The 21,326-nt window shown below is 39.6% G+C and carries 18 protein-coding genes; 12 read left to right on the top strand and 6 right to left on the bottom strand.

Annotation, left to right across the window (positions count from 1 at the left end):
• Nucleotides 1–70: 70 nt before the first annotated feature.
• Nucleotides 71–955, bottom strand: a complete 885-nt coding sequence (locus tag AC1TO6_RS02690) for a TRM11 family SAM-dependent methyltransferase (RefSeq protein WP_482100123.1) — start codon at nucleotides 953–955, stop codon at nucleotides 71–73.
• 74 nt (nucleotides 956–1,029) lie between these two features.
• Nucleotides 1,030–1,611 carry a branched-chain amino acid aminotransferase gene (locus AC1TO6_RS02685; RefSeq protein WP_482100054.1) on the bottom strand — a complete coding sequence of 194 codons (582 nt, stop codon included), beginning with the start codon at nucleotides 1,609–1,611 and terminating at the stop codon, nucleotides 1,030–1,032.
• 538 nt (nucleotides 1,612–2,149) lie between these two features.
• On the opposite strand from AC1TO6_RS02685, the gene AC1TO6_RS02680 reads away from it, so the two are divergent.
• Entirely contained in the window at nucleotides 2,150–3,154 is a 1,005-nt protein-coding gene (locus AC1TO6_RS02680) for an LCP family protein (protein ID WP_482100053.1), read from the top strand.
• Nucleotides 3,155–3,259: 105 nt separating this feature from the next.
• Here the strand turns inward: AC1TO6_RS02680 and AC1TO6_RS02675 are convergent, their stop codons facing one another.
• The 3 genes from AC1TO6_RS02675 to AC1TO6_RS02665 are packed head-to-tail and all read right to left on the bottom strand — an operon-like array spanning nucleotide 3,260 to nucleotide 6,375.
• Nucleotides 3,260–4,858, bottom strand: a complete 1,599-nt coding sequence (locus AC1TO6_RS02675; protein WP_482100052.1) for a YndJ family protein — start codon at nucleotides 4,856–4,858, stop codon at nucleotides 3,260–3,262.
• A complete protein-coding gene (locus AC1TO6_RS02670; RefSeq protein ID WP_482100051.1) occupies nucleotides 4,845–5,459 on the bottom strand; it encodes a DUF4166 domain-containing protein in 615 nt (204 codons plus the stop codon). Before AC1TO6_RS02670 ends, AC1TO6_RS02675 begins: the two co-directional genes overlap by 14 nt.
• 10 nt (nucleotides 5,460–5,469) lie before the next feature.
• Entirely contained in the window at nucleotides 5,470–6,375 is a 906-nt protein-coding gene (locus AC1TO6_RS02665) for a DoxX-like family protein (RefSeq protein WP_482100050.1), read from the bottom strand.
• A 186-nt stretch (nucleotides 6,376–6,561) separates the two neighbouring features.
• Between AC1TO6_RS02665 and AC1TO6_RS02660 the strand changes: the two genes are divergently transcribed.
• The 5 genes from AC1TO6_RS02660 (at nucleotide 6,562) to argH (ending at nucleotide 13,250) form a co-directional block, all read left to right on the top strand.
• A complete protein-coding gene (locus AC1TO6_RS02660; RefSeq protein ID WP_482100049.1) occupies nucleotides 6,562–8,040 on the top strand; it encodes a spore germination protein in 1,479 nt (492 codons plus the stop codon).
• Between the two features lie 3 nt (nucleotides 8,041–8,043).
• Entirely contained in the window at nucleotides 8,044–9,126 is a 1,083-nt protein-coding gene (locus AC1TO6_RS02655) for a GerAB/ArcD/ProY family transporter (RefSeq protein ID WP_482100048.1), read from the top strand.
• Entirely contained in the window at nucleotides 9,123–10,226 is a 1,104-nt protein-coding gene (locus AC1TO6_RS02650; protein WP_482100047.1) for a Ger(x)C family spore germination protein, read from the top strand. Before AC1TO6_RS02655 ends, AC1TO6_RS02650 begins: the two co-directional genes overlap by 4 nt.
• A gap of 171 nt (nucleotides 10,227–10,397) precedes the next feature.
• Nucleotides 10,398–11,921 (top strand): Na+/H+ antiporter NhaC family protein, encoded by a 1,524-nt coding sequence (locus tag AC1TO6_RS02645; RefSeq protein ID WP_482100046.1) that lies wholly within the window; start codon nucleotides 10,398–10,400, stop codon nucleotides 11,919–11,921.
• Entirely contained in the window at nucleotides 11,922–13,250 is a 1,329-nt protein-coding gene (gene argH / locus AC1TO6_RS02640; RefSeq protein WP_482100045.1) for an argininosuccinate lyase, read from the top strand.
• A 728-nt stretch (nucleotides 13,251–13,978) separates the two neighbouring features.
• On the opposite strand, the gene fabI is transcribed toward argH, so the two are convergent.
• Nucleotides 13,979–14,758, bottom strand: coding sequence for an enoyl-ACP reductase FabI (fabI, locus tag AC1TO6_RS02635; protein ID WP_482100044.1), 780 nt, complete (start codon nucleotides 14,756–14,758; stop codon nucleotides 13,979–13,981).
• A 214-nt stretch (nucleotides 14,759–14,972) separates the two neighbouring features.
• Between fabI and argC the strand changes: the two genes are divergently transcribed.
• The 6 genes from argC to AC1TO6_RS02605 all read left to right on the top strand — a co-directional run bounded on the left by argC (nucleotide 14,973) and on the right by AC1TO6_RS02605 (nucleotide 21,089).
• The gene (gene argC / locus AC1TO6_RS02630; protein WP_482100043.1) at nucleotides 14,973–16,007 is read left to right on the top strand and encodes an N-acetyl-gamma-glutamyl-phosphate reductase; all 1,035 of its coding nucleotides are present in this window, start codon (nucleotides 14,973–14,975) and stop codon (nucleotides 16,005–16,007) included.
• A 15-nt stretch (nucleotides 16,008–16,022) separates the two neighbouring features.
• Nucleotides 16,023–17,249 (top strand): bifunctional glutamate N-acetyltransferase/amino-acid acetyltransferase ArgJ, encoded by a 1,227-nt coding sequence (gene argJ, locus AC1TO6_RS02625; protein ID WP_482100042.1) that lies wholly within the window; start codon nucleotides 16,023–16,025, stop codon nucleotides 17,247–17,249.
• On the top strand, nucleotides 17,212–17,991 hold the full coding sequence (argB, locus tag AC1TO6_RS02620) for an acetylglutamate kinase (RefSeq protein ID WP_482100041.1): 780 nt from the start codon (nucleotides 17,212–17,214) through the stop codon (nucleotides 17,989–17,991). Before argJ ends, argB begins: the two co-directional genes overlap by 38 nt.
• Entirely contained in the window at nucleotides 17,988–19,139 is a 1,152-nt protein-coding gene (locus tag AC1TO6_RS02615; protein WP_482100040.1) for an acetylornithine transaminase, read from the top strand. Before argB ends, AC1TO6_RS02615 begins: the two co-directional genes overlap by 4 nt.
• A gap of 295 nt (nucleotides 19,140–19,434) precedes the next feature.
• The gene (locus AC1TO6_RS02610; protein ID WP_482100039.1) at nucleotides 19,435–20,079 is read left to right on the top strand and encodes a hypothetical protein; all 645 of its coding nucleotides are present in this window, start codon (nucleotides 19,435–19,437) and stop codon (nucleotides 20,077–20,079) included.
• A gap of 35 nt (nucleotides 20,080–20,114) precedes the next feature.
• Nucleotides 20,115–21,089: a hypothetical protein gene (locus AC1TO6_RS02605; RefSeq protein ID WP_482100038.1), complete on the top strand. Its 975-nt coding sequence runs from the start codon at nucleotides 20,115–20,117 to the stop codon at nucleotides 21,087–21,089.
• The last annotated feature ends 237 nt before the right edge of the window (nucleotides 21,090–21,326 follow it).

The following is a 21,326-nucleotide window of genomic DNA, read 5'->3' as shown; positions in this document are numbered from 1 at the left end:
GCAATCAGCGCTCAATCCATCTTTTTATGAATCAAATGATGAACTCACCAAAAGGGATAAGGCACTTTCATTATTCGCAAACTAATACTTGTCTGATGAAATGTCCCTTTTTAGCAACACAACGATCGACGATAACGAATCCGGCTTCTTCAAGCATATGATCAATCGTTTCAATTGTCACAACAACGACTTTTTTAGTGAATCGGCGTGCTTCTATCAAGATATCCAGCTGTTCTTCTGGTGTAATATGCGTAAAGAGATTATAAGGCATATCAATGATTGCGACGTCATAGTTGTCAACAACTTCTGCAATAGGTCCGATTTCTACATTGCCCTCAAGTCCAAAATGAACGATGTTTTTTCTAGAACCTAAAACGACGCGCGGGTTAATGTCTCGACCGACGATGTTAATGTCCATTGATAGGGCTTCGACTAAAACTGTCCCAATCCCACAACAAGGATCTATTGCCCGAATCCCTTCAGGGTGAGGCACTGCAATATTGGCAACTGCCCTGGCAACACGTGTACTTAGCGCAGTTGAATACATATGCGGTTTTTTCTGATGAAGAAACCAGACAGATTCACTTTCGACATGCTCCCCAAAATACCACTTGCCATTCAATAGGACGATGCCGAATGACTTTTCGGGAGAATTCACTAAATCAGGAGTGCCATTGATACGCAGTCCGATTTCACGTTCGATTTTCCGACGTTCAGGATGTCCAATTTTAGTAGTTGTATCAAGGTTGGTCGTATTTAAGCAGACAACTCTAAATGTAGATTCACCTAAATCATACTGCTCGACTTGTCGAGAAACTTCTTCAAGACTGTCACCAACATAAATAATTTCCAATCTTTCTTTCATGAATGCACTTCGGCTAGGATCGATTTTAATCGAACTTATCAATGCAGTGGAAGGTACATCAAAACCGAAAAAAGATCTCATTTCGAGCATACACAGATCATGCTCATCAGTATGTTGCGTATATGTGTATAGAAAGTTCGAATCGTTCACTCATTTCCCATCCTTCACTGCGTATCATCCATAGCCTCAACCAAATTAAATATAAAATTGTACATTAGTTGTAGAATCTCTATAAATGACAATTCTTCACTAAATCCATCTACGTAGTCTAATGCAAAGTTCATATCCCAAAGTCCGTCTTCACTCGAAAACATCACACTGTATTTCGTGCCATCTCCATTTAAGTGTGTGTCGAGATATGCTTTCATATCATCGCCGTATTTCTTTTGCAATTTCAGTCCAAATAAAGCGGTATACATTTCAAAAACTTCATCAAATTCAAGTACGACCGCATCGACTCGAATGACTTCAAAAGCACTTGATTCTAAGTAAACGAATTCATTCAGATGACTTTTTAAGTATAGAATATGCTCATTTAAAAAGGACTGATCTTCTTCACGAATTAAATTTTCCGTTTCTTTAACACATCGTTCGATAGCACTGAATTTAAAGCCTTTCTCAACAACTGTTACATCACTAGGTATCAATTGATGCTTCTCTACATACTGTTGATCAATTTCAAATAACTCAATTTTACTATCAAGCGTATTTTCTGTAATATACTTATCCATCTGTTTTTTTAACACAATCAGTCATCTCCTTCATTGAAGAGAAATTAAAATGGTATCCTCTTATATAGTAGTATATCCTAAATTGGACTGTTCGGCTTCGAATTTGTAACTGGCTTTATGTGTGATTAATACAACAGAGGCTTATAAGAAATAACTAATAAGTTGAAGAAAACTGAATTAATAAGGTTGAGATTATTAGCGTTGACAAAATGTCAATGCATCTATACAATTCATCATGTGCGAACTGTACTAATACATACCTAGTATTACAGACAGGAGCATCACCCATGACGGCAGACAAGTTTAGAACAATTTGTTGACAGTCTGAAAGTACCTTTGACTCATTTAGTTGAAGACTCTGGTTTCACGGTTAATGAAAATGGTTCGAAACTGCTTCTAAGAAATTGAATCTCCTGAAACAGGTTAGCATATATATGACTCTCAATTGCAGATCTTTCCAATAGGTTACTTGGACGACGCGATTCCTGTATAATTAACGATGAATGCTTTATCAAATAACTAACAAACAGGTAAATGATAGGTGGATCTATATATGAAAAGAAGCGATAGAAGAAAAAAGAAACATAAAGGGCTCAAAAAGTTCTTTTTAGTAGTTGGATTGTTGGTGTTACTAGGAATTGGCTATGGGGTTTATCAATACTCTAGCGGTTTGTCATTAGCAAACAGTGGCATGCTGAATGATGATGAAACAAATTTTGATGAATTCGAAGGCGCGGATTCACAATTTGGAGAGATTAATGTCCTGTTAATGGGAAGTGATGCTCGAGGCGATGAGAAGGATGCACGATCAGATTCTTTAATGATTGCTCATTACAATCAAACAACGAATGAAGTGAAAGTCGTTTCCATTATGAGGGATACATATGTGGAAATTCCAGGTCACGGAAAACAGAGAATAAATTCTGCGTTTTCAATTGGAGGTCCGGAACTTGTTAGAAAAACGATTAAGCAGAATTTTGATGTAGATGTTCAATACTATGCAATCGTTGACTTTTCGGGATTCCCAAAAATTGTAGATGTTATTGCTCCTGACGGAATAGAAGTGGATATACCATATGCAATGTCTCATGGTATCGGAATGACACTACAGCCGGGAAAACAAGTTTTACATGGTGAGCAGCTGTTGGGATATGTCCGTTTCCGTCACGATATCAATAGTGATTTTGGGCGAGTAGAACGACAACAAGAAGCATTGTCTAAATTGAAAGAACAAGCAGTGAGTGTTCATAGTTTAATGAAAATACCTAAGTTACTTGGAGTTGTAAATCCTTACGTTGAAACAAACGTTGATAACAGAACGCTACTAACGATTGGGAAAGGCTTACTCAAAGGTAAATCTAAAGAGATGGAGTCGTTAAGAATTCCTGTTGCAAATTCGTTTGAAAATGAACGTGTTGACGTGGGAGAGGTTCTTAGTATTGACTTTGAAAAAAACAAACAGGCACTACAGGAGTTCTTATCATCAGAAGGCAATACGGATGACACAACGCTAGATGAAAGTGAACCTGAAGATAACAAAAATGAGTACAATCAATAAAAAGTTGAATAGAAAGTTAAATCGGAAAACGCGCATGTGTTATTAACACGTGCGCGTTTTTTTGCTTTAGTCCTTAGACGTTTTTTCAAATCATCAACGTTTTTATTACTTCCCGTTAGGCTTTATTAAATACGTAATCGATAAAAATGGGATTGAAAATATACTCATTTCATGTTGGGCACTCAATGTACTGTCTTTCCTATCACTAACGGTAAAATCCTCCGCGATGGGAAGCTTGAACGGTTGATTGGCGAGGAAAGATAGATAAATCCCCGCATCCGATTCACAACCATGAGGCTTGCTGGTCAGCCGCAAATCGTTTCCACTCTGATGCAGTTCCAAAACGCCGGTCATCGTTGAAAATGGCAGCGGCAAGGCAATATTCATATACATTCTACCAGCTGTATTATGTTGTGAATAAAGTGCGATGAATGTAGTGTCATTGGTGATTTTACGGATCCACGCCCTAACATTATCTCTGCCGTCCACTTCATCCCGAAGCGCAATTACGTTACCGGTCATTTCAACTTGTCTGCCATGAAGAGGCAAATTGATTTGTTGGGTTCTTCTGCTTATAAACGCGTAAAGGACGGCAAACAGTTTAAACCAAGAATGCCAGTTAATCGTTGCGAATAACTGGTAGTCATTGGTGTTTTCATAGAAATCAATGATACGAGGGGATATCGTTTCGCATTGAATAAAAGGCTCGTAAACCTTCATATCGTCGACAAGTCCTTGATGTTTTTCACGCAATCTGCCTTCAAGAACCTGTTCACCTATAACCGGTTTCCCCCGAATACGACTGACGGGGAAAGTGAGGGGACGCAAATTTGTTCCGGGAACTTGTAAAGACCAACCGATAATACCAAATAACGCAAATACCACACAGTTCAACACGCCATGAAAACGAAGCATGAAATCAATGTTCACGGATGTCAGCCCAAAGCCATTACCTAGGGCATATAACAACGAAAATATGATTGTTACTCCGAGCGCGCCAAACGAAAAACGAACGAGCCACTTTTGTATTTTATTTGCGAAAGTTGTTTTACAAGCAATTATAATGAAGCCACTTAAACCAATAATGTATAATCCGACAGACAGTAGCTCAATCCACCTGGAAAATGTAATACCAATCGCAACAATCAGCGGTGATACTAAAAGAATTAAACAGACAATCCCATAAATCCGGGGTTTATAAAGTCTTCCCAGTAAACCGATGAAAATCGGCAATAAGAATGCAGAGTAGTGAAAATGTATGGCAGTCAACCACGTAATAAGAGGACTGAATCCAGTGTCAATACCAGTCACATAAGCAAAGAACCAAGCCCCGCCAAGCGAGATGTAAACAAGCCCCGCATCAATCGCGAACTCTTCCGAATGCGTGAATCCCCTATTGATAAATCGCGACAAACCATACAAAGCGATACTTATCGTAAACACTAAATATACCGCCGCTAGCAGACCATTCCACTTTGAATCTGGTATTATTTGCAACAGCGCTACTGCTAAATAAGCGGGAATCGCAAAATAATAATAATGCTTAGAAAACCACTCATTCTTAGTCATAATGAGACGCAATGCAAACGGGACGTAAACGAGCTGTGCAATCGTGAGCATTAGAAAAGGCCACGGATCCTCACTGAAAACAACCACGACGATAAATAAAACACTATGTATACTTGCAGACTTAGTCATCGACATCAGAAGAAAACGCCCCTTTATACGAAAATACGATTCCAATCAGTGGATTTCTTACCGAAACATGAATTTGGTAAAGTCCTAGTTCATCGTCAAATTTTTCTGTTACGGTTGCAAGTCCTTGAAAAATCCTAGGTAATGGAATTTCGATCTTTCCAAGAACAAGCCGCTGGCGTAGTGATGTAATCGTCAAACTTCCGTTAGTTGCTACTTGAAAATCCAAATCGGCATAAATGAGGTACGGTTCACCCAGGTAATCGCGGATTACAAGCCGTCTTGCATCAAAACTCATCAGCGCGTTAAAATAACGTCTTTTTTTATCGAAATGAAAAACACGTTCCCAGTGCACCTGGCTTTCACCATTCTCCGCAACAAACGCCTTATTCGTTATTGTAAATGGGATGTTAATGCCTCTTTCCGGAAAAAGCAGTTTCCATCTAACACCTGCCTTTAAAACCGGATACAACCACTTAGGTCCGCCACCGATTTCTTTCATGACGCCGGATGCTTTAAATGTAGCACCTGTCCGTAGGTCATACCTTTTTTGCAACATGGGATGCATCCGGTTGAAATTATCACCCAATACTTGTCTGAAAATCGACATAATGTCCACCTCACCTTTTTCGTTTACAGCTTCTTGCCGAAGGCACATCTTTACTCATGAGCAAGCCAATCAGTGAAAGAACAATCAGTGACATATTGAATGTCACAGGATTGAAAGGATGGATTGCTGTTGCCGGTACAGCAATGATCGCCGCTATTGTAAGCAACGGGAATAACAGTAGCTGCACTGTGAATAAATGCCCCTTATTGCGATAAAATAGCCAACTAATCCCGAACAGCACTTCTGCAATTCCAATTAAAAGTATTGATGTCGTAATTCCTTTCTCTGATAAAGTTAAAACGCTTCCAACCATCGCCCTCTCTTCTATGTGCATTCCGATAATCTTCGGAACAAGACCTTGATAAATCCAAATGAAAGCAAACAACAACGTCATTAAATAGGTACTGAAAAATCGAAAATACTGGGAGCGGGGGACTTCATCTCGCTCAAGCCACCGCTTCAACACGTCAAAACTAAGTGCAGTCGCCCAACCAATAACAGGGCGAAATGCGAGTTTATCGACAATTTCTCCGGCACGACCAAAATTGACGTCGTAATCATACTGCGTCAAAAATTTCACTCCGTCTTTCTGTGGTTCGTATTTCCAAAAGCCACGTCCTTCTCGGATAGGGGATATCCATTGCTCTGTTCCGAACTGAAGGGATGAGGATCGCGTACCGTCTTCTTTACGAAATGATCCAACACTTTTTCCCCATCCTTTAACGTTTATGAAAGGCCCGACAGTCCTTGAATAAACGAACTCTTGGGGCTTACCTTCTTCTTTTGGCAAATAGGTAATGGAAGAGAAGCGAAGATCCCATTGTTCGTGCATGTCCGGTTGTTGCGAGGCGTTCCACACTTTCTCAATATCCGCCTGAATCGGTATTTCAACGTAAATTGGCTTTCTTTTCACCATATTCACCTCTCTATTTTTTCGTCTAGCACTCACGTAAACAGTTTCTCTACTATTTAGAACGAATAGGTATTGCTGATATTGCTTTGGTCAGATTCTACTTATCGAACGTACAGCTTCTAATGAATAAACCTTCATGAATTAGGAGATAGTTAATCTAACTATACACGGAAAAAAGGGGGAGAGTGGATGCGTTTTTGGAAAGGTTTCGGGAAGGCCGGCAAGAACGATGAAATCATTCCTGCATCTCCCCAGCATAAACCTGAAATCGTTACGATTGATGTGATACAGAAGAAGTTGGAGGGCATCACAGATGTTGTTTGTAAAGAAATTCAAACACCTGAAGAAGCTGTAACAATCATTTACTTCAGCTCACTCGTCGATCCTCTCGGTTTCCATGAAACAGTGATTGTTCCTCTAATGAAAGATGAACTGCAAAAAACAGCTGAAGTAATTGAAAATGACAATCTTCCCGGTATGTTAGCCATGATTACAGAAGGGAATACAGTACTTTACTTCCATAAAAAGAACGTATTTTTGAAAATGAATACATTTAGCCCACCCACAAGTTCAATCGCTAATTCAGATACCGAATCAACGGTCAGCGGTCCGCGGGATTCATTTACCGAATCTCTACAAACAAACTTATCCCTCATTAAAAGACGAATACAGAATACTGGATTAAAAAATCGCGACTTTAGAATAGGAACGGAAACAAATACTAAAGTTTCCGTTATGTATATCGAGAAAATTGTAAACGAGAAAAACTTGACCAAGGTGATTAGCAAAATTGAAGCGCTTGACTACAGAGGTTTTGATGATATCTCCATTTTAGCCCAGCTGATGGAAGACCATCAATTCTCTCCATTTCCTCAATATCAAGTAACCGAGAGACCCGATTTGGTAACAAGCTCTTTAATTGACGGAAGGGTCATTATTATGATGAATAACAGTATTGGCGCAATGATCTGTCCGAGCTCTTTTCTAGGATTTTTCATGTCTCCGGAAGATTATTATAATCGTTGGACGACAGCCACCTTACTTCGTTGTATCCGATTTTTCGGTTTCTTCTTAACGATAATGCTAACGCCTTTTTATATTTCAGCTCTATCTTTCCATCCTGAAATGCTACCTTACGAAGTGTTGAAAAGTATACAAGAATCCAGAAGCAGTGTTCCTTTCCCGCCAGTCATTGAAGTTCTTTTCATGGAACTGGTTATTGAAGTATTAAGAGAAGCAGGATCCCGGATGCCGACCAAAATCGGCCAAACGATTGGTATTGTCGGTGGTATCGTTATTGGGTCAGCAGCCGTTGAAGCAGGTCTTGTCAGCAATATTTTGATTGTGTTAGTAGCCATTTCGGCATTACTTTCATTTTTACCTCCTAGTTTCAAAATGAGTAATGCAAGTCGCTTTGTTCGATACATTTTTATCTTATCAGCAGGTTTCTTCGGTTTATACGGACAAATGATTGCTTTTGCATGGCTCATTTATCATTTAGTGAATTTAACATCTTTAGGGACTCCTTTTATGTCTCCGGTGATTCCTAGAAAATGGACAGACCTCCTGGACAGCATTGTTATGGCGCCATCCTCTTTCCAAAAGCATAAAAAGGGTATCGCAAGTACAGAAAGAAAAAAAGATTTCCCTGAAGAAGGGAAGGAATAGGGTATGGATCAAAACCAACCAAAGGTATTGAATGGATATCATGTCGTCTTTCTTGTCCATCTCGTGATGACCGGCAACACCTTATTAACTTTGCCAAACTTACTAAGTCCGGCAGGCTTTAGCCAGTGGTGGTTCCCACTATTTTTCGGAATTATTGCAAACCTTTTACTCATTCCGATGATTTGGATTGCCGTTAAATATAGTCATCATAATTTGTTCGCAATTCACGAGTTGCTCCTTGGCAGATGGCTAGGGAAAAGTCTGAATGGAATTCTGATTATATATTCAGCGTTGCTATTGGCTTCTTTTCTTGAGGGGTATTTAGACCTTATACAAGTTATTGCGCTGCCGGAACGGACAATAATTGGGCCATTGCTCATTTTCGTGCTTTTGCTTGTTTACATTGTCAGCGGCGGCATTAAGTCAATCGCCCGATTTTGTATCATTAGTTTTTTCCTGGTTGTGTGGATTTTCTTTTTTTTGAAATGGGCAATTGGTGAAGGGGACATTAAACATGCACTTCCTCTCTTTAACTTTACTAAACAGGAGTTTTTCACAGCAACAAAAAATGGATTTATAGCAATGTCCGGTTTTGAACTAATCCTTTTTTATTTCCCTTATATTATCCATCAGAAAAAAGCATTTAAACAAGCCTCTTTGGGTATATGGATGACCGTATCCTTATACCTTTTGACCGTCTTTACAAGTGTCATGTATTATTCCGAATGGCAACTTGAACATGTGATGTATCCAGTTTTATATTTGTTCAACGCGATCACTCTCCCTTTTCTTGAGCGAGTTGATGTTTTTGCCATATCACTGTGGGTTTTCCTAATCCTGACAACCGTGGCTGCATTTTTATGGGTTGCAAAGAAGGGATTGGATTCAATACGAGCAAAAGAAAAAAAGAGTCATTTATACATTATAGCTATTGTTGTATTTATCATAGTAAGCATTCCATTACCAAAGGAATTCCAAAATAGACTATATGAAGTTATTTATTACATTAACTATGGATTTTTGATTTGGCCGATCTTCTTGTGCATCATTCATTTACTGAAAACAAGAAAAGAGGTTGTTACATGAAACGGTTTATATTCTTCTTATTCCCAACTTTATTATTGTGTATGGCCGCCTGTACGCAAAAAGAGCGTTCAAATTCAGTTGAAGATTTATCGATGGTTAGCAGTATTGCCTTCGATTACATTAGTGAAGATGAAGTAAGGATGACGGTCTCAATTCCACAATCGACAGGTAATTCACAAGAAGTTATTCAAAACTATTCGGTCAATACACCCTTAATCCAGAAAGGGTTCACCGAGATCTCCTCTCAGGCTGGCAAAATGATTTCCTTAAACCAGCTTCGAACAATATTATTTAGTGAGGAGTATGCGAAGAAAGGCGATGTAAATAGGACAACTAAACACTTTTACCGAGATCCAACCGTTGGAAATAATATTCGTCTTGCTATTGTGAAAGATAGCGCGGAAGAAATATTGAAAGGCAATTATCCTGACATCCCAAGTATAAATATGTATTTATACGACTTGTTACAACCCAAAATGCATACAGCATTTAGTCCCTTTACAACACTTCATGATTTTATTAATTCAGCAACGGATAAGGTATCTCATTCATCTTTGCCTTATTTGGAGAAAAAAGAAGGTTCGCTCAAAATTGAAAGCATTGCTTTGTTTGACGGCGGAAAAATGCTTGAAACAATCCCACGTCAACAATCTTCATTAATCCAAGCAATGAAAGGGAAGGACAAACTAGCCCCGCTTGATATTACCCTTGAAAAGGGCTCGGATAAGGAAGAACTGCATATACAATTGATTGAAAGTAAGGTAAAGATTAAGAGTAATAAAAAATTGAATTCTCCTCAAGTGTCCATACGAATTAAATTACAGGGTTCTCTGATGGAATATGAGGGGGACAAAGAATTAAGCAGAAAAAGGGAGTTTGAAATGCTGCAGAAGGAAATTAGTAAACATGTTGAAAAGGAAGTAGAAGATCTTTTGGAAAAACTTCGAAAATTAGAAGTTGACCCTGTCGGATTTAGTGAATATTTCAGAATGTATCACAAAGGAAAGTGGAGTGAAAAGCTGACTGAAAAGGTAATTGCATCAGTAGAGTACAAAGTAAGTGTGAATTTCGATCTTCTTAATACTGGGGTTTTGAAATAAGTTATCCTATTGGCAATTCGACAAGCGTAACGACTGGTTACGCTTTTTTGAATTTCAAAAGTAGAACAAATATTCCAACTAATTGTTGCACTTTAATACTTCTTGCTAATTGATTAATTATGAAATATAATTCATGATTATACATATTAGTGCATGAAAGAGGAGATTTTAATGGAACATATGGGTATAGTATCGTTGTTGCCACCAGTAATCGCAGTGATATTAGCGATTATAACGAAAAACGTTGTCATATCGTTATTTTCAGGCGTATACATTGGTGTTTTAATATTGGTCGGAGGTCGCCCTCTTGAGGCGACGATGGAGACAATCGAAAATTATTTGTTTATACAAGTGGCAGACGGCTATAATGCTGCGATATTAGTTTTACTGTTTTTCATAGGAGGATTTGTTGCGCTTATGGAGAAGTCGGGAGGTGGGGCAGCTCTCGCAATTAATGCGACGAAATTCATTAATACACGTGCGAAAGCGCAATTGTCTGCTTGGTTCGGCGGCGTCATCATCTTTTTCTCGGATTTAGGTACGCCTCTAATCGTAGGCCCTGTATTTGAAAAGATTTTTGATAAAGCGAAAATTTCCAGGGAGAAGCTTGCCTGGATCATTGACTCCACTTCATCCCCTGTAGCGGTTTTAGTTCCGTTTATCGGATGGGGTGTCTATATCATGGGGCTCATTAAAAATGAATTTGACTTGTTGAACATTACGACTTCCGAATTCAGCACGCTAGTTCAAGTCATTCCATTTCAGTTTTATGCAATATTAGCTGTATTGATGGTGCCGCTTGTGGCAATGACAAAATTGGATTTCGGCCCTATGGCAAAAGCGGAGAGACGTATTCAACAGACAGGCGCCCTTTACTGGCCTGAATCGACGCCTCTTCGGAAGCCTCAAGAGGATGATGAAATGGCAAAAGGAAGTAATGCAAATTTAATCTTACTTCCATTATTAGTATTGTTCATTACGTTATTCGGGCTTTTGATTTCGTTTGGATTCCCAGTCAAGCCAGTACCTGGTAATGAATTTAGGGTTGCATTATCTACTGCTTACTTATTTGCGGCCGTTACAATTATTATTTTAATGCTCATCTATAAGGTGAAAAAGTTTGGCGAAATTTTCAATATTTATACAACGGGTATGCAAAAAATGGTGTTTGTTGCCGTCACTCTTGTTTTAGCATGGTCTCTTGGTAAAGTGATCAACGAGATGGGAACAGCAAACTATATTGTTGAAGTGATGCAAGGAAATGTGCCTGCGTTCATTATCCCGGCAATACTATTCCTTGTAGGAGCAGGAATGTCACTTGCGTCCGGGACCTCTTGGGGAACCTTCGCAATTATGCTTCCAATCGCCATACCGATGGCCGTTACCCTTGATGCACATCTGTTAGTCTGTATAGGTGCGGTTCTTTCAGGCGGAATCTTCGGAGACCATTGTTCACCGATTTCAGACACGACGATTCTGTCGTCAACAGGCGCGGGAGCCGATCATATCGATCACGTGAAAACACAATTCCCGTATGCTCTTCTAAACGCGTCAATTGCATTTGTCGGATTTATCGTAGCGGGTATTACTGGAAGCGCAGCTACGTTACTTTTGACGGTTGTTCTTCTAATCTTGGCAGTGCTTGTTTTATCGAAAATGAATGCTAATAAGTATAAAAAAGGAGTGGCAGAATAAATGAAACTTTGGGGCGGGCGTTTTACAAGTCGTGCAGATGAAATAATGGAGAAGTTTAATACATCGTTACCTGTAGATCACAGATTATATAAAGAGGACATTGCTGGTAGCTTGGCACATGTCACAATGTTAGTGCATTGTGATTTACTAACACCGGAAGAAGGGGAGCTACTCGTAAACGGTCTCCAATCGATATTGAATGACATCGAAACAGGTACTATTAAAATTGAAGGCAATTACGAGGATATACATTCATTCGTAGAAATGCATTTAACAGAACGTATTGGCGAGACTGGAAAGAAACTACACACAGCACGCAGCCGAAATGACCAAGTTGCTGTAGACATGCGCTTATACGCAAAAGGCAAGGCGGCGGAAGTGATGGACAATCTTCAAATGCTCATCGATTCGTTGTATGAAAAAGGTGCAGCAAACAATGTAATCATGCCTGGCTATACGCATTTACAGCGTGCGCAAGTCGTGACATTCAGCCATCACTTAGGTGCGTACGCTCAAATGTTCAAAAGGGATAAAAAACGTGTTGGAAACGCAATCGAAATTTTGGATGAAAACCCATTAGGTTGCGGGGCTCTAGCTGGAACAACGCATAACATTGATCGTGAAGTGACAACGGCTTTATTAGGTTTTGCAAAACCTGTGGATAATTTCCTTGATGGCGTTAGTGATCGTGATTACTTACTTGAACTAATGTCGAATTTCTCTATACTGATGATGCATTTAAGCCGATTGAGCGAAGAACTTATATTGTGGAGCAGCCAGGAATTCAAATTCATCGACATGGCAGATGCGTATTCAACGGGAAGTAGCATCATGCCACAAAAGAAAAACCCCGATGCAGCAGAATTGATCCGCGGTAAAACAGGACGCGTTTATGGCTCATTGTTTTCACTACTAACGACGCTGAAAGGGCTACCTTTGACTTATAACAAGGACATGCAGGAAGACAAAGAGCAATTTTTCGATGCACTTGATACTGTGTTGGATTGTATAGAAATTATGTCGAAAATGATTGACACACTTCAAGTAAATGCAGATAACATGAAAGCAGCGATTAAAGCTGGTTTTCTGAATGCCACAGAAGTTGCCGATTACTTAGTGAGTAAAGGGACAGCATTCCGAGACGCTCATGAAATCGTCGGGAAATTGATTATTTACTGCGAACAACAAAAGAAAGCGATTGAGGATTTGACAGTTGAAGAGTTGGCGAAGTTCAGCAATCAGATTACGGATGATATCTATGATTACATTGACTACGAAAACATCATTACAAAAGGGAATAAGCACTTGATGAAGCAAGTGGGGAAATGAAAGAAGGGACTGTCTTATCCAGACAGTCCCTTTTTGGGCACTACTTGTATATTCGCTATTGGATCGCTTGGAATTGAACAACTTCTATACCATTATCGAGATATCTTGATAAGTAGGGATGCGACTTCGTCGCATCCCTACTTATTTTTTCGGTAATCGTACGGTGGTTGTTCATCCGTCGCTCACCAAAGATACGAGTACAAGAAGTGCTGAAGCTTTTCAGGACAAAAGAATAGCTGACTTCTCACCTGGAGAGAAGCGGTCAAAGATACAATTTTGACCGCTCAAGCCTTCTACTAAGGTATCTCCATTATTGGGAGAACTTTCAATTAAAGCATAGCAAAGAATACAATATACAACGTGCTAGTGTGCCCGAAATTTCATCTTCGGGCACTTACAATCCCAATAGAAAGTCATCTATTCTTTTCTTCCCAAGCAACTGCATTTTTCACTTGAGTAGTGTAGGAACGCGACAGGCGATTAATTACAACAGTAAAACTGAAAAGAGTGTGGCTAGAAGTGACTGAGTCACTTCTAACCACACTCTGCTCCTCCGGTAAAACCGTCGTGATTAATTCGCCGAAAGCGGGCCGAAAATAATCCAGTGAAAATGGCGGTTTTCAAGCACTATTCGCCTGCGATTTATGCGAATAAATGGTTAATCAAAAGTCGTGATATAGTATATGTTTCATACCCTGAAATCGTGTCTAAGCGGGCGCATAGAGCTATTACCCCATTATATTGTAGCCGGCATCTACATAAATAATTTCACCAGTTACGCCGCGGGATAGGTTGCTTAACGTGACCAGTGTCATCTCCGCTACTTCTTCTTGTGTTACGTTACGTTTTAAAGGAGCATTCTCTTCAATTTGAGTCAAAATTTTATTGAAAGAAGCGATGCCTTTTGCGGATAGTGTCCGAATTGCACCGGCTGAAATTGCATTTACACGGATATTATCTTTTCCAAGGTCAAACGCCAAATACTTAACAGATGCTTCTAGCGAGGCTTTTGCAACTCCCATTACATTATATCCGTCAAGCACACGCTGTGCCCCCAGGTAACTCATCGTAACGATAGAGCCGCCTTCAGTCATAAATGGACGGGCTTCTTTTGCAGTTGCAATAAGTGAATAAGCGCTTGTATCCTGTGCAAATGCAAATCCGCTTCTTGTCGTTTCTACAAAGTCGTTTTTCAAATCCTCAGCATGGGCAAAAGCAAGTGAGTGGACCACTCCGTGAATTGTACCGACTTCTGCGCCGATTTTACCGAATGCTTCATGGATACTTTCATCCTCGTTTACATCACACTGCACAATCAGTTTTGCCTCGTAACCCGCCGTACCTAACAGCTTTTCAAGTTTAGTGAGTGAACGCTCTTTCCGGTATGTGAAAATCACGTTTGCACCGACTGTGAAAAGTGTTTTGGCCACTCCCCAAGCAAGACTCCGTTCATTCGCCACACCCATTACCACAATGTTTTTTCCTTTTAGTTTCAATAAATCTTCCATAGTAACCTCCTGATTAGGCAAGTATAATTCAATGCCTATTATTAGTACCAGATGCTAAATGAATTATAGCATATCTGTTTCATTCGTGTGAATAACAAAAATAATAAATGAAAACGCATTCAATAATGTAACTTACGAAATAAATAAAAATACAGTTGACTTTATAATTATGCATACATATAATAAGCTTAACTTACAAACAGGAGTGATTGTCATGAAGGTAGGAATCATTGGCGCTTCAGGGTATGGTGGACTAGAGCTCATCCGGCTACTGCACAACCATCCTGAAGTCGAAAAAATTGAATTATTCACATCATCTAAAGAAGGAATTGTCTTTTCGCATAATTTTCCGCATCTAATGAATATATCCGATCAGCCACTCCAAAAAATAGAGTACGAAAAGTTAATGGAATTCGATGTCGTGTTCTCGAGTGCACCTGCAGGAGTCGCAAGTAAGCTTCTTCCTCCGTTACTAGGGAAAGGACCTCGCCTGATCGATTTGTCCGGAGACTTCCGTTTAAAAGATTTAGCTCAATATGAGCAATGGTACCAAAAAGAACCTGCACCGGCATCCGCGGTTGAGCATAGTGTATATGGTCTGACCGAATGGAATAGTGATGCAATCAGACAAGCGCAACTAATAGCTAATCCTGGTTGTTATCCTACGGCGGTTCTGTTGGCGCTCTTGCCTTTACTCAAAGATAACTTGATTGATGCAACTCAATTAATCATTGATGCAAAAAGTGGTGTGTCTGGGGCAGGCAATACACCCAATAAAATGACCCATTTCAGTGAAACGAATGAAAATACAGCCATCTATAAATTGAATCAGCATCAGCATATACCAGAAATAGAGCAGGCATTTTCGATGTTTGCACAAGAAACAGCGCCCATCACTTTTAGTACACATCTAGTTCCGATGACAAGGGGAATACTCGCGACAATCTATGCACCCGTCATGGAAGGAATTACGGAGCAACAACTCGTGGATTGCTTAACGACAACCTACGCTGATCATCCTTTTGTCCGGGTTATGCAAGAAAATGGAAAGTTCGGTACCAATCAAGTATACGGATCAAACTATTGTGATCTCCTCGTGAAAGTTGATCCGCGGACAAACAGGGCAACCATCGTATCCGTCATTGACAACTTAGTAAAAGGGGCAGCAGGGCAAGCCATTCAAAATATGAACGTACAATTTGGTCTCAAAGAAATAACCGGTCTTTCACTTGTCCCGGCATTCATTTAACCTAGGGGGAATATTATGACGACAACATCAAGAGCGTTAAAGCGTCAATCAGGAAATAATATCGCTTCCCCAATCGGTTTTAAAGCGACTGGGCTCCATTGCGGCATAAAACACAAGAATAATGATTTGGCTTTACTAGTCAGTGAAGTCCCGGCAAGCGTTGCGGGTGTTTTTACAACAAATGCAATTCAGGCAGCACCATTGCTTGTTACGAAAGAAGCGATAAAACAAACGGGAAAAATGCAGGCAATCATCGTGAATTCAGGAAACGCCAATGCCTGCACAGGAAAACAAGGGTTGCTAGATGCACGTCTAATGCAACAAAAGACAGCAGAAAAACTTGGAATCGCTCCTGGGTTAGTCGGAGTAGCATCTACTGGAGTTATCGGTGAAATAATGAAAATGGAACCCATTGTTAAAGGGATTCCAAAACTTCAACCAAGTTCTGCATTAGAAGGATCTATTCTATTTTCTCAAGCGATTTTAACGACAGATACAGTTACAAAAAATACTGCATACAGCACGGTAATCGACGGCAAGAAGATTACTCTTGCGGGGACAGCAAAAGGATCGGGAATGATTGACCCGAATATGGCTACGATGCTTGGTTTCATTACAACTGATGCGAACATTGAATCGGTTCATCTGCAAGCAGCTCTTAAAACTGTAACAGACGTAACGTTCAACTCAATTACGGTGGATGGCGACACATCTACAAATGATATGGTACTTGTTATGGCGAATGGATTAGCCGGCAATAGTGCGCTGACACCATTACATCCAAACTGGGAACAGTTCGTTAATGCATTGCACGCAGTATCCCAAGATCTTGCAAAAATGATAGCTAAGGATGGAGAAGGGGCGACAAAGCTCATCGAAGTCGAGGTATCAGGTGCAGTTTCGGATGCTGAAGCAAGAAAAATTGCCAAAACAGTCGTTGGGTCACCACTTGTAAAAACAGCCATTTTCGGTTGTGATGCGAACTGGGGAAGAATTATCGCGGCTGTCGGGTATAGTGGTGCAACACTAGATCCAAATGCCATTAAGATTAAGATTGGATCAACAATCGTAGTAGAAAACGGTGAACCTGTTCCTTTTTCTGAAGCACAACTATCCGGCTATTTGAAACAGTCGGAAGTGAAAATTACAGTCGACCTTCACCAAGGCAACGGTCATGGGTTGGCATGGGGGTGCGATTTAACATATGACTATGTCCAAATTAACGCAACATACCGATCGTAAAAGAATTGTTATTAAACTAGGCGGCAGTATGCTTGAAGGATTGAACGAAGCCTTTTTCAATAACTTTAAACAACTGCAGGAAACAGGACATGAACTGATACTGGTTCATGGAGGGGGTCCTTTCATTAATAATGAATTGGCCAAAAATAACGTATTGTCCTCCGTGTTAAACGGTATTCGGGTAACATCGAAAGAAGCGGTAGGAATTATTCAAATGACGTTGGTGGGTCAAGTTAATCCAGCCCTTGTCCATCAATTAAACAAAGGCGGCATTGATGCGATAGGTATGAGTGGATATGACGGAAAACTACTTACATGTACAGTGCTTGATGAAGAGGTGTATGGATCTGTAGGAGAAATTCAGCATGTCCGAACAGAACTACTGGAAAATATTCTAGTAGCAGGGCTTGTACCGGTTATTTCATGTATCGGTGCGTCAGAGGACGGTGCTCCGCTCAATATCAATGCGGATACGGTCGCTAGTAAAATAGCATTTGCGATGAAGGCGGACAGTCTTCTCCTCGTCACGGATACTCCAGGTATTCAGATAAAAGGAATTGTCCAAGAAAAAGCATCACAAATAGAAATAATGCAGTGGATTGAAACAGGAGAGATTTACGGAGGCATGTTACCGAAAGTGGAAGCTGCACTTGATTGTTTACATGCAGGCATTCCGTCCGTACAAATTGTCGGTCAGCAACTAGTAGGAACTGACATTAAATACGAGGGGGCATTCATTTGAGTACGTTATTTAATAATTACGCGCGACGTTCTGTTCATCTTGTAAAAGGAAAAGGGACAATCGTCACTGATGACAAAGGGAAAGATTATCTCGATTTTACAAGTGGAATCGCAGTCGTCAGTTTAGGCCATGCAAATGAAAAACTTGTCGAAGCAGTGAAACTGCAAAGTGAGAAACTATGGCACACATCAAACTTATTTGAAAGTCCTGAACAGGAAAAACTAGCGGCTAAACTTGTGGAAGAAACTCCTTTTAGCCACGCGTTTTTCTGTAACAGCGGCGCTGAAGCAAACGAAGCAGCCATTAAATTGGCACGTAAACATACGCAGAAAAATGTCATTATTACTTTTGAACAATCCTTTCACGGACGGACATTTGGCGCAATGTCCGCAACTGGGCAACCTAAAGTTCGCGAAGGATTTGGCCCTCTGCTAGAGACATTCCGCATCATTCCTTACAATGACGTAGCGCAATTGGAAGCTGCGATTGACGGAGATGTAGCTGCAATCATGTTAGAAGTTATTCAAGGTGAGGGCGGCGTTCATCCAATCGAACCTGAATTTGCACAAAAAATAACGGAAATTTGTAAAACAAACGGAATTTTATTGATTGTCGATGAAGTGCAAACAGGTATCGGTCGATCGGGAACCCGTTATGCCAGTGAACAGACGGTTCTAAGACCCGATATTATGACACTTGCCAAAGGATTGGGAGGAGGATTCCCGATAGGGGCTATGCTTGGGTCAAGCGAGCTCTTCGATTCATTTGGACCTGGTACCCATGGCACAACATATGGCGGTAACCCACTTGCCGTTGCGATTGCACAAACAGTCGTAGACATTGTTTTCGAGAAAGCGTTCTTGCAAGTAGTTAAAGACAAATCAAACTACCTTGTTGAAAAGGTGCAGACTCTATTACCGGAGGATCAATTTTCAATTCGTGGAGCTGGATTGTTATTGGGGATTCAATGCCGTGAAGACGTGTCATCATACATTCAACAGGCAGAAGAGGCAGGGTTACTGCTCGTCCAAGCAGGAAGTAACGTTATTCGACTCTTGCCGCCTTTAACAGTTACATACGAAGAGATGGATAAAGCAGTAGAAATTATTACTACCATTTTGCTAAGTGAAAAAGTGACAACTAACTAATAGCGTACTTGAATTAAAGTGTTCAGTGAAGCACTATTCAATTGACCTAGTCAATTATTCTAGTGAATTGACCTAGTCAATTTTTCTGGTAAATTGACCTAGTCTGAAGGTACACGAAAGGACCTGCTACTAATTAGCGGGTCCTTTTGGTTTTATTTTATTTAATAGGCCTTTCATACAGTTTATTGTCATTATTCTAAACCCTCGGAATCATATTGGATAAATATTGAAACTTATTTTGAGAAAACACTGTATAGTAAGAGACTTCATTAGATAATATACAGGAGGTAAGAAAATGACAGATAGTGAGAGAATCAATCTATTCATGGGTATTCGAAACTTCCGTGAAAAACAAGTAACAGTGGGATTATCACCGGAAGAAGAAGAGTCATTATCTAGATTACTAAAACAAGTGGAAGAAGATATCGAAAAAGTACATAAAAAAATACTGAACTATAACGATGAGCAAATGAAAACCCAAATAAAAATGGAAGCAATCCGAAATATCACATTTGTTGAAAGTCCGGTTAAACAGAACTTAGTAGATAAGTTAATGAAAAAAGAGCAAATTGTCTATTATAAACTTCAAGTATCCAGTTGGGATGATCTAGACACTTATCAATTGCCGTATCACTTTGCGTTAGAAATGAAGAAATTCATGGAAGAGGTGGGCTTAGGAAGTAAGTGGAATATCATGTTACCGGTAACCATGGAAATGTCACCAACTGAAAGTTTAGATAAAGAAAAAGTTGAATGGTTGAATCTGCTACCCGATCCCAAATGGTGTTTGGCTGCTTTTAATGAAGTGGGAGAGCTGGAGAATTTGGCACAAAGGCATAGCGAAGAAATGCATGAAATCATCATTTGGTTAAAAGAGCAATGGCAAGATGGCTATCAGATTTACATTGACTATACTGAATTGGAATTTATTCAAATCTAGTAATAATAAGTTTATTGATGAAGTAGGCGGTTCTGATGAAAAAAAATAAGAAAAAGATAGAGAAGGATTGGAAACGGATAGGATATGAAGTATTAGGATTTATTTTTTTCGTTTTTCTCATAGGGATTATAATCATAAATTTGCAACGGAATGAGGACGTGAAAAATGAACAATTGATGAATGCCACGACTGCGGTTGTCTATGATAAAACTGCTGAAAAGTATTTGTTAAATGGGTTGTCCTATATCGTACTTCTTAAGCCGCAGCTCTTGGAACAAACTACACAAAGTATTGAAAGGGGCTATGCAGCCTCTGTATCCAAAGAGGAATTTGAAAAACTTGAAATAGGAGATACAATCGACGGTTTTATGATTCAAGGTGTTTTTAGCACGCAGGGCGAACTGAAATCCGATTGTAATGGTTTTTATTTTGCATTGTTTCTCGTTGGTATTTATCCAGCCGGCTATATATTGTATTTACTGTCCAAATTAAAAGGATTTGAAGCGTTCCTGGATAGGCATGACTTCGGTTTAAGCATTATATTTTATTTCATATGTTGGGGCGGCTTATTACTAATGCTTGTATTTTCATATCGTGAAATGACTGCGGACTTGAAAAATGGTTATGAAAAGTATTACGGGAAAGATTATATTGAAACCATTGCCACAATAACAGATCATTCTTTTGAAAACGGAACGGGCAGAGATTACCAGACCTATTATTATTTGGCACTTGCTTACGAAGACACAAATGGTGAACCAATTAATCTAACAAAAGAAGTAAAAAAGAACACATATCTTAAATACCGGGATGGCGTATTACCGATTAAATATAAGAAAGATAATCCATATAACGCGTTTGCGCAACAGACAGAAGTCCGAGATATAGTTAACTTTCTTTTTACGCCAGCACTTTTTATGCACTGTCTCACTATTGTATTAACAGCACTCCTCAGCTACGCCCTTTATTTGATGAATCGAAAACGTAAAACAGGGAGTTATTGGAATTAGTTAAATAAAAAGATAAGAAATTAAACGCGGAAACAAAATGTTTGACTTTAACAAGAGCGTTGGTAAATTCGAAGTTCCACCTGAATTGAAAGGTATGAAAACGTATGTTTCAGAAGATTTTCTTGAACTATTAATTCAACACTAACAACCAAAAAGCGTAGCATATAAAAAAAGTATGAAACGATGGGACTGCCCTTAACAAGGCAGACGTTTCATACTTTTTTTGCTTTTTATAAG

Source organism: Sporosarcina sp. Y352 (assembly GCF_056786535.1).
The sequence above is the reverse complement of the archived record's forward strand: the minus strand, read 5'-3'. Positions and strand labels throughout refer to the sequence as shown.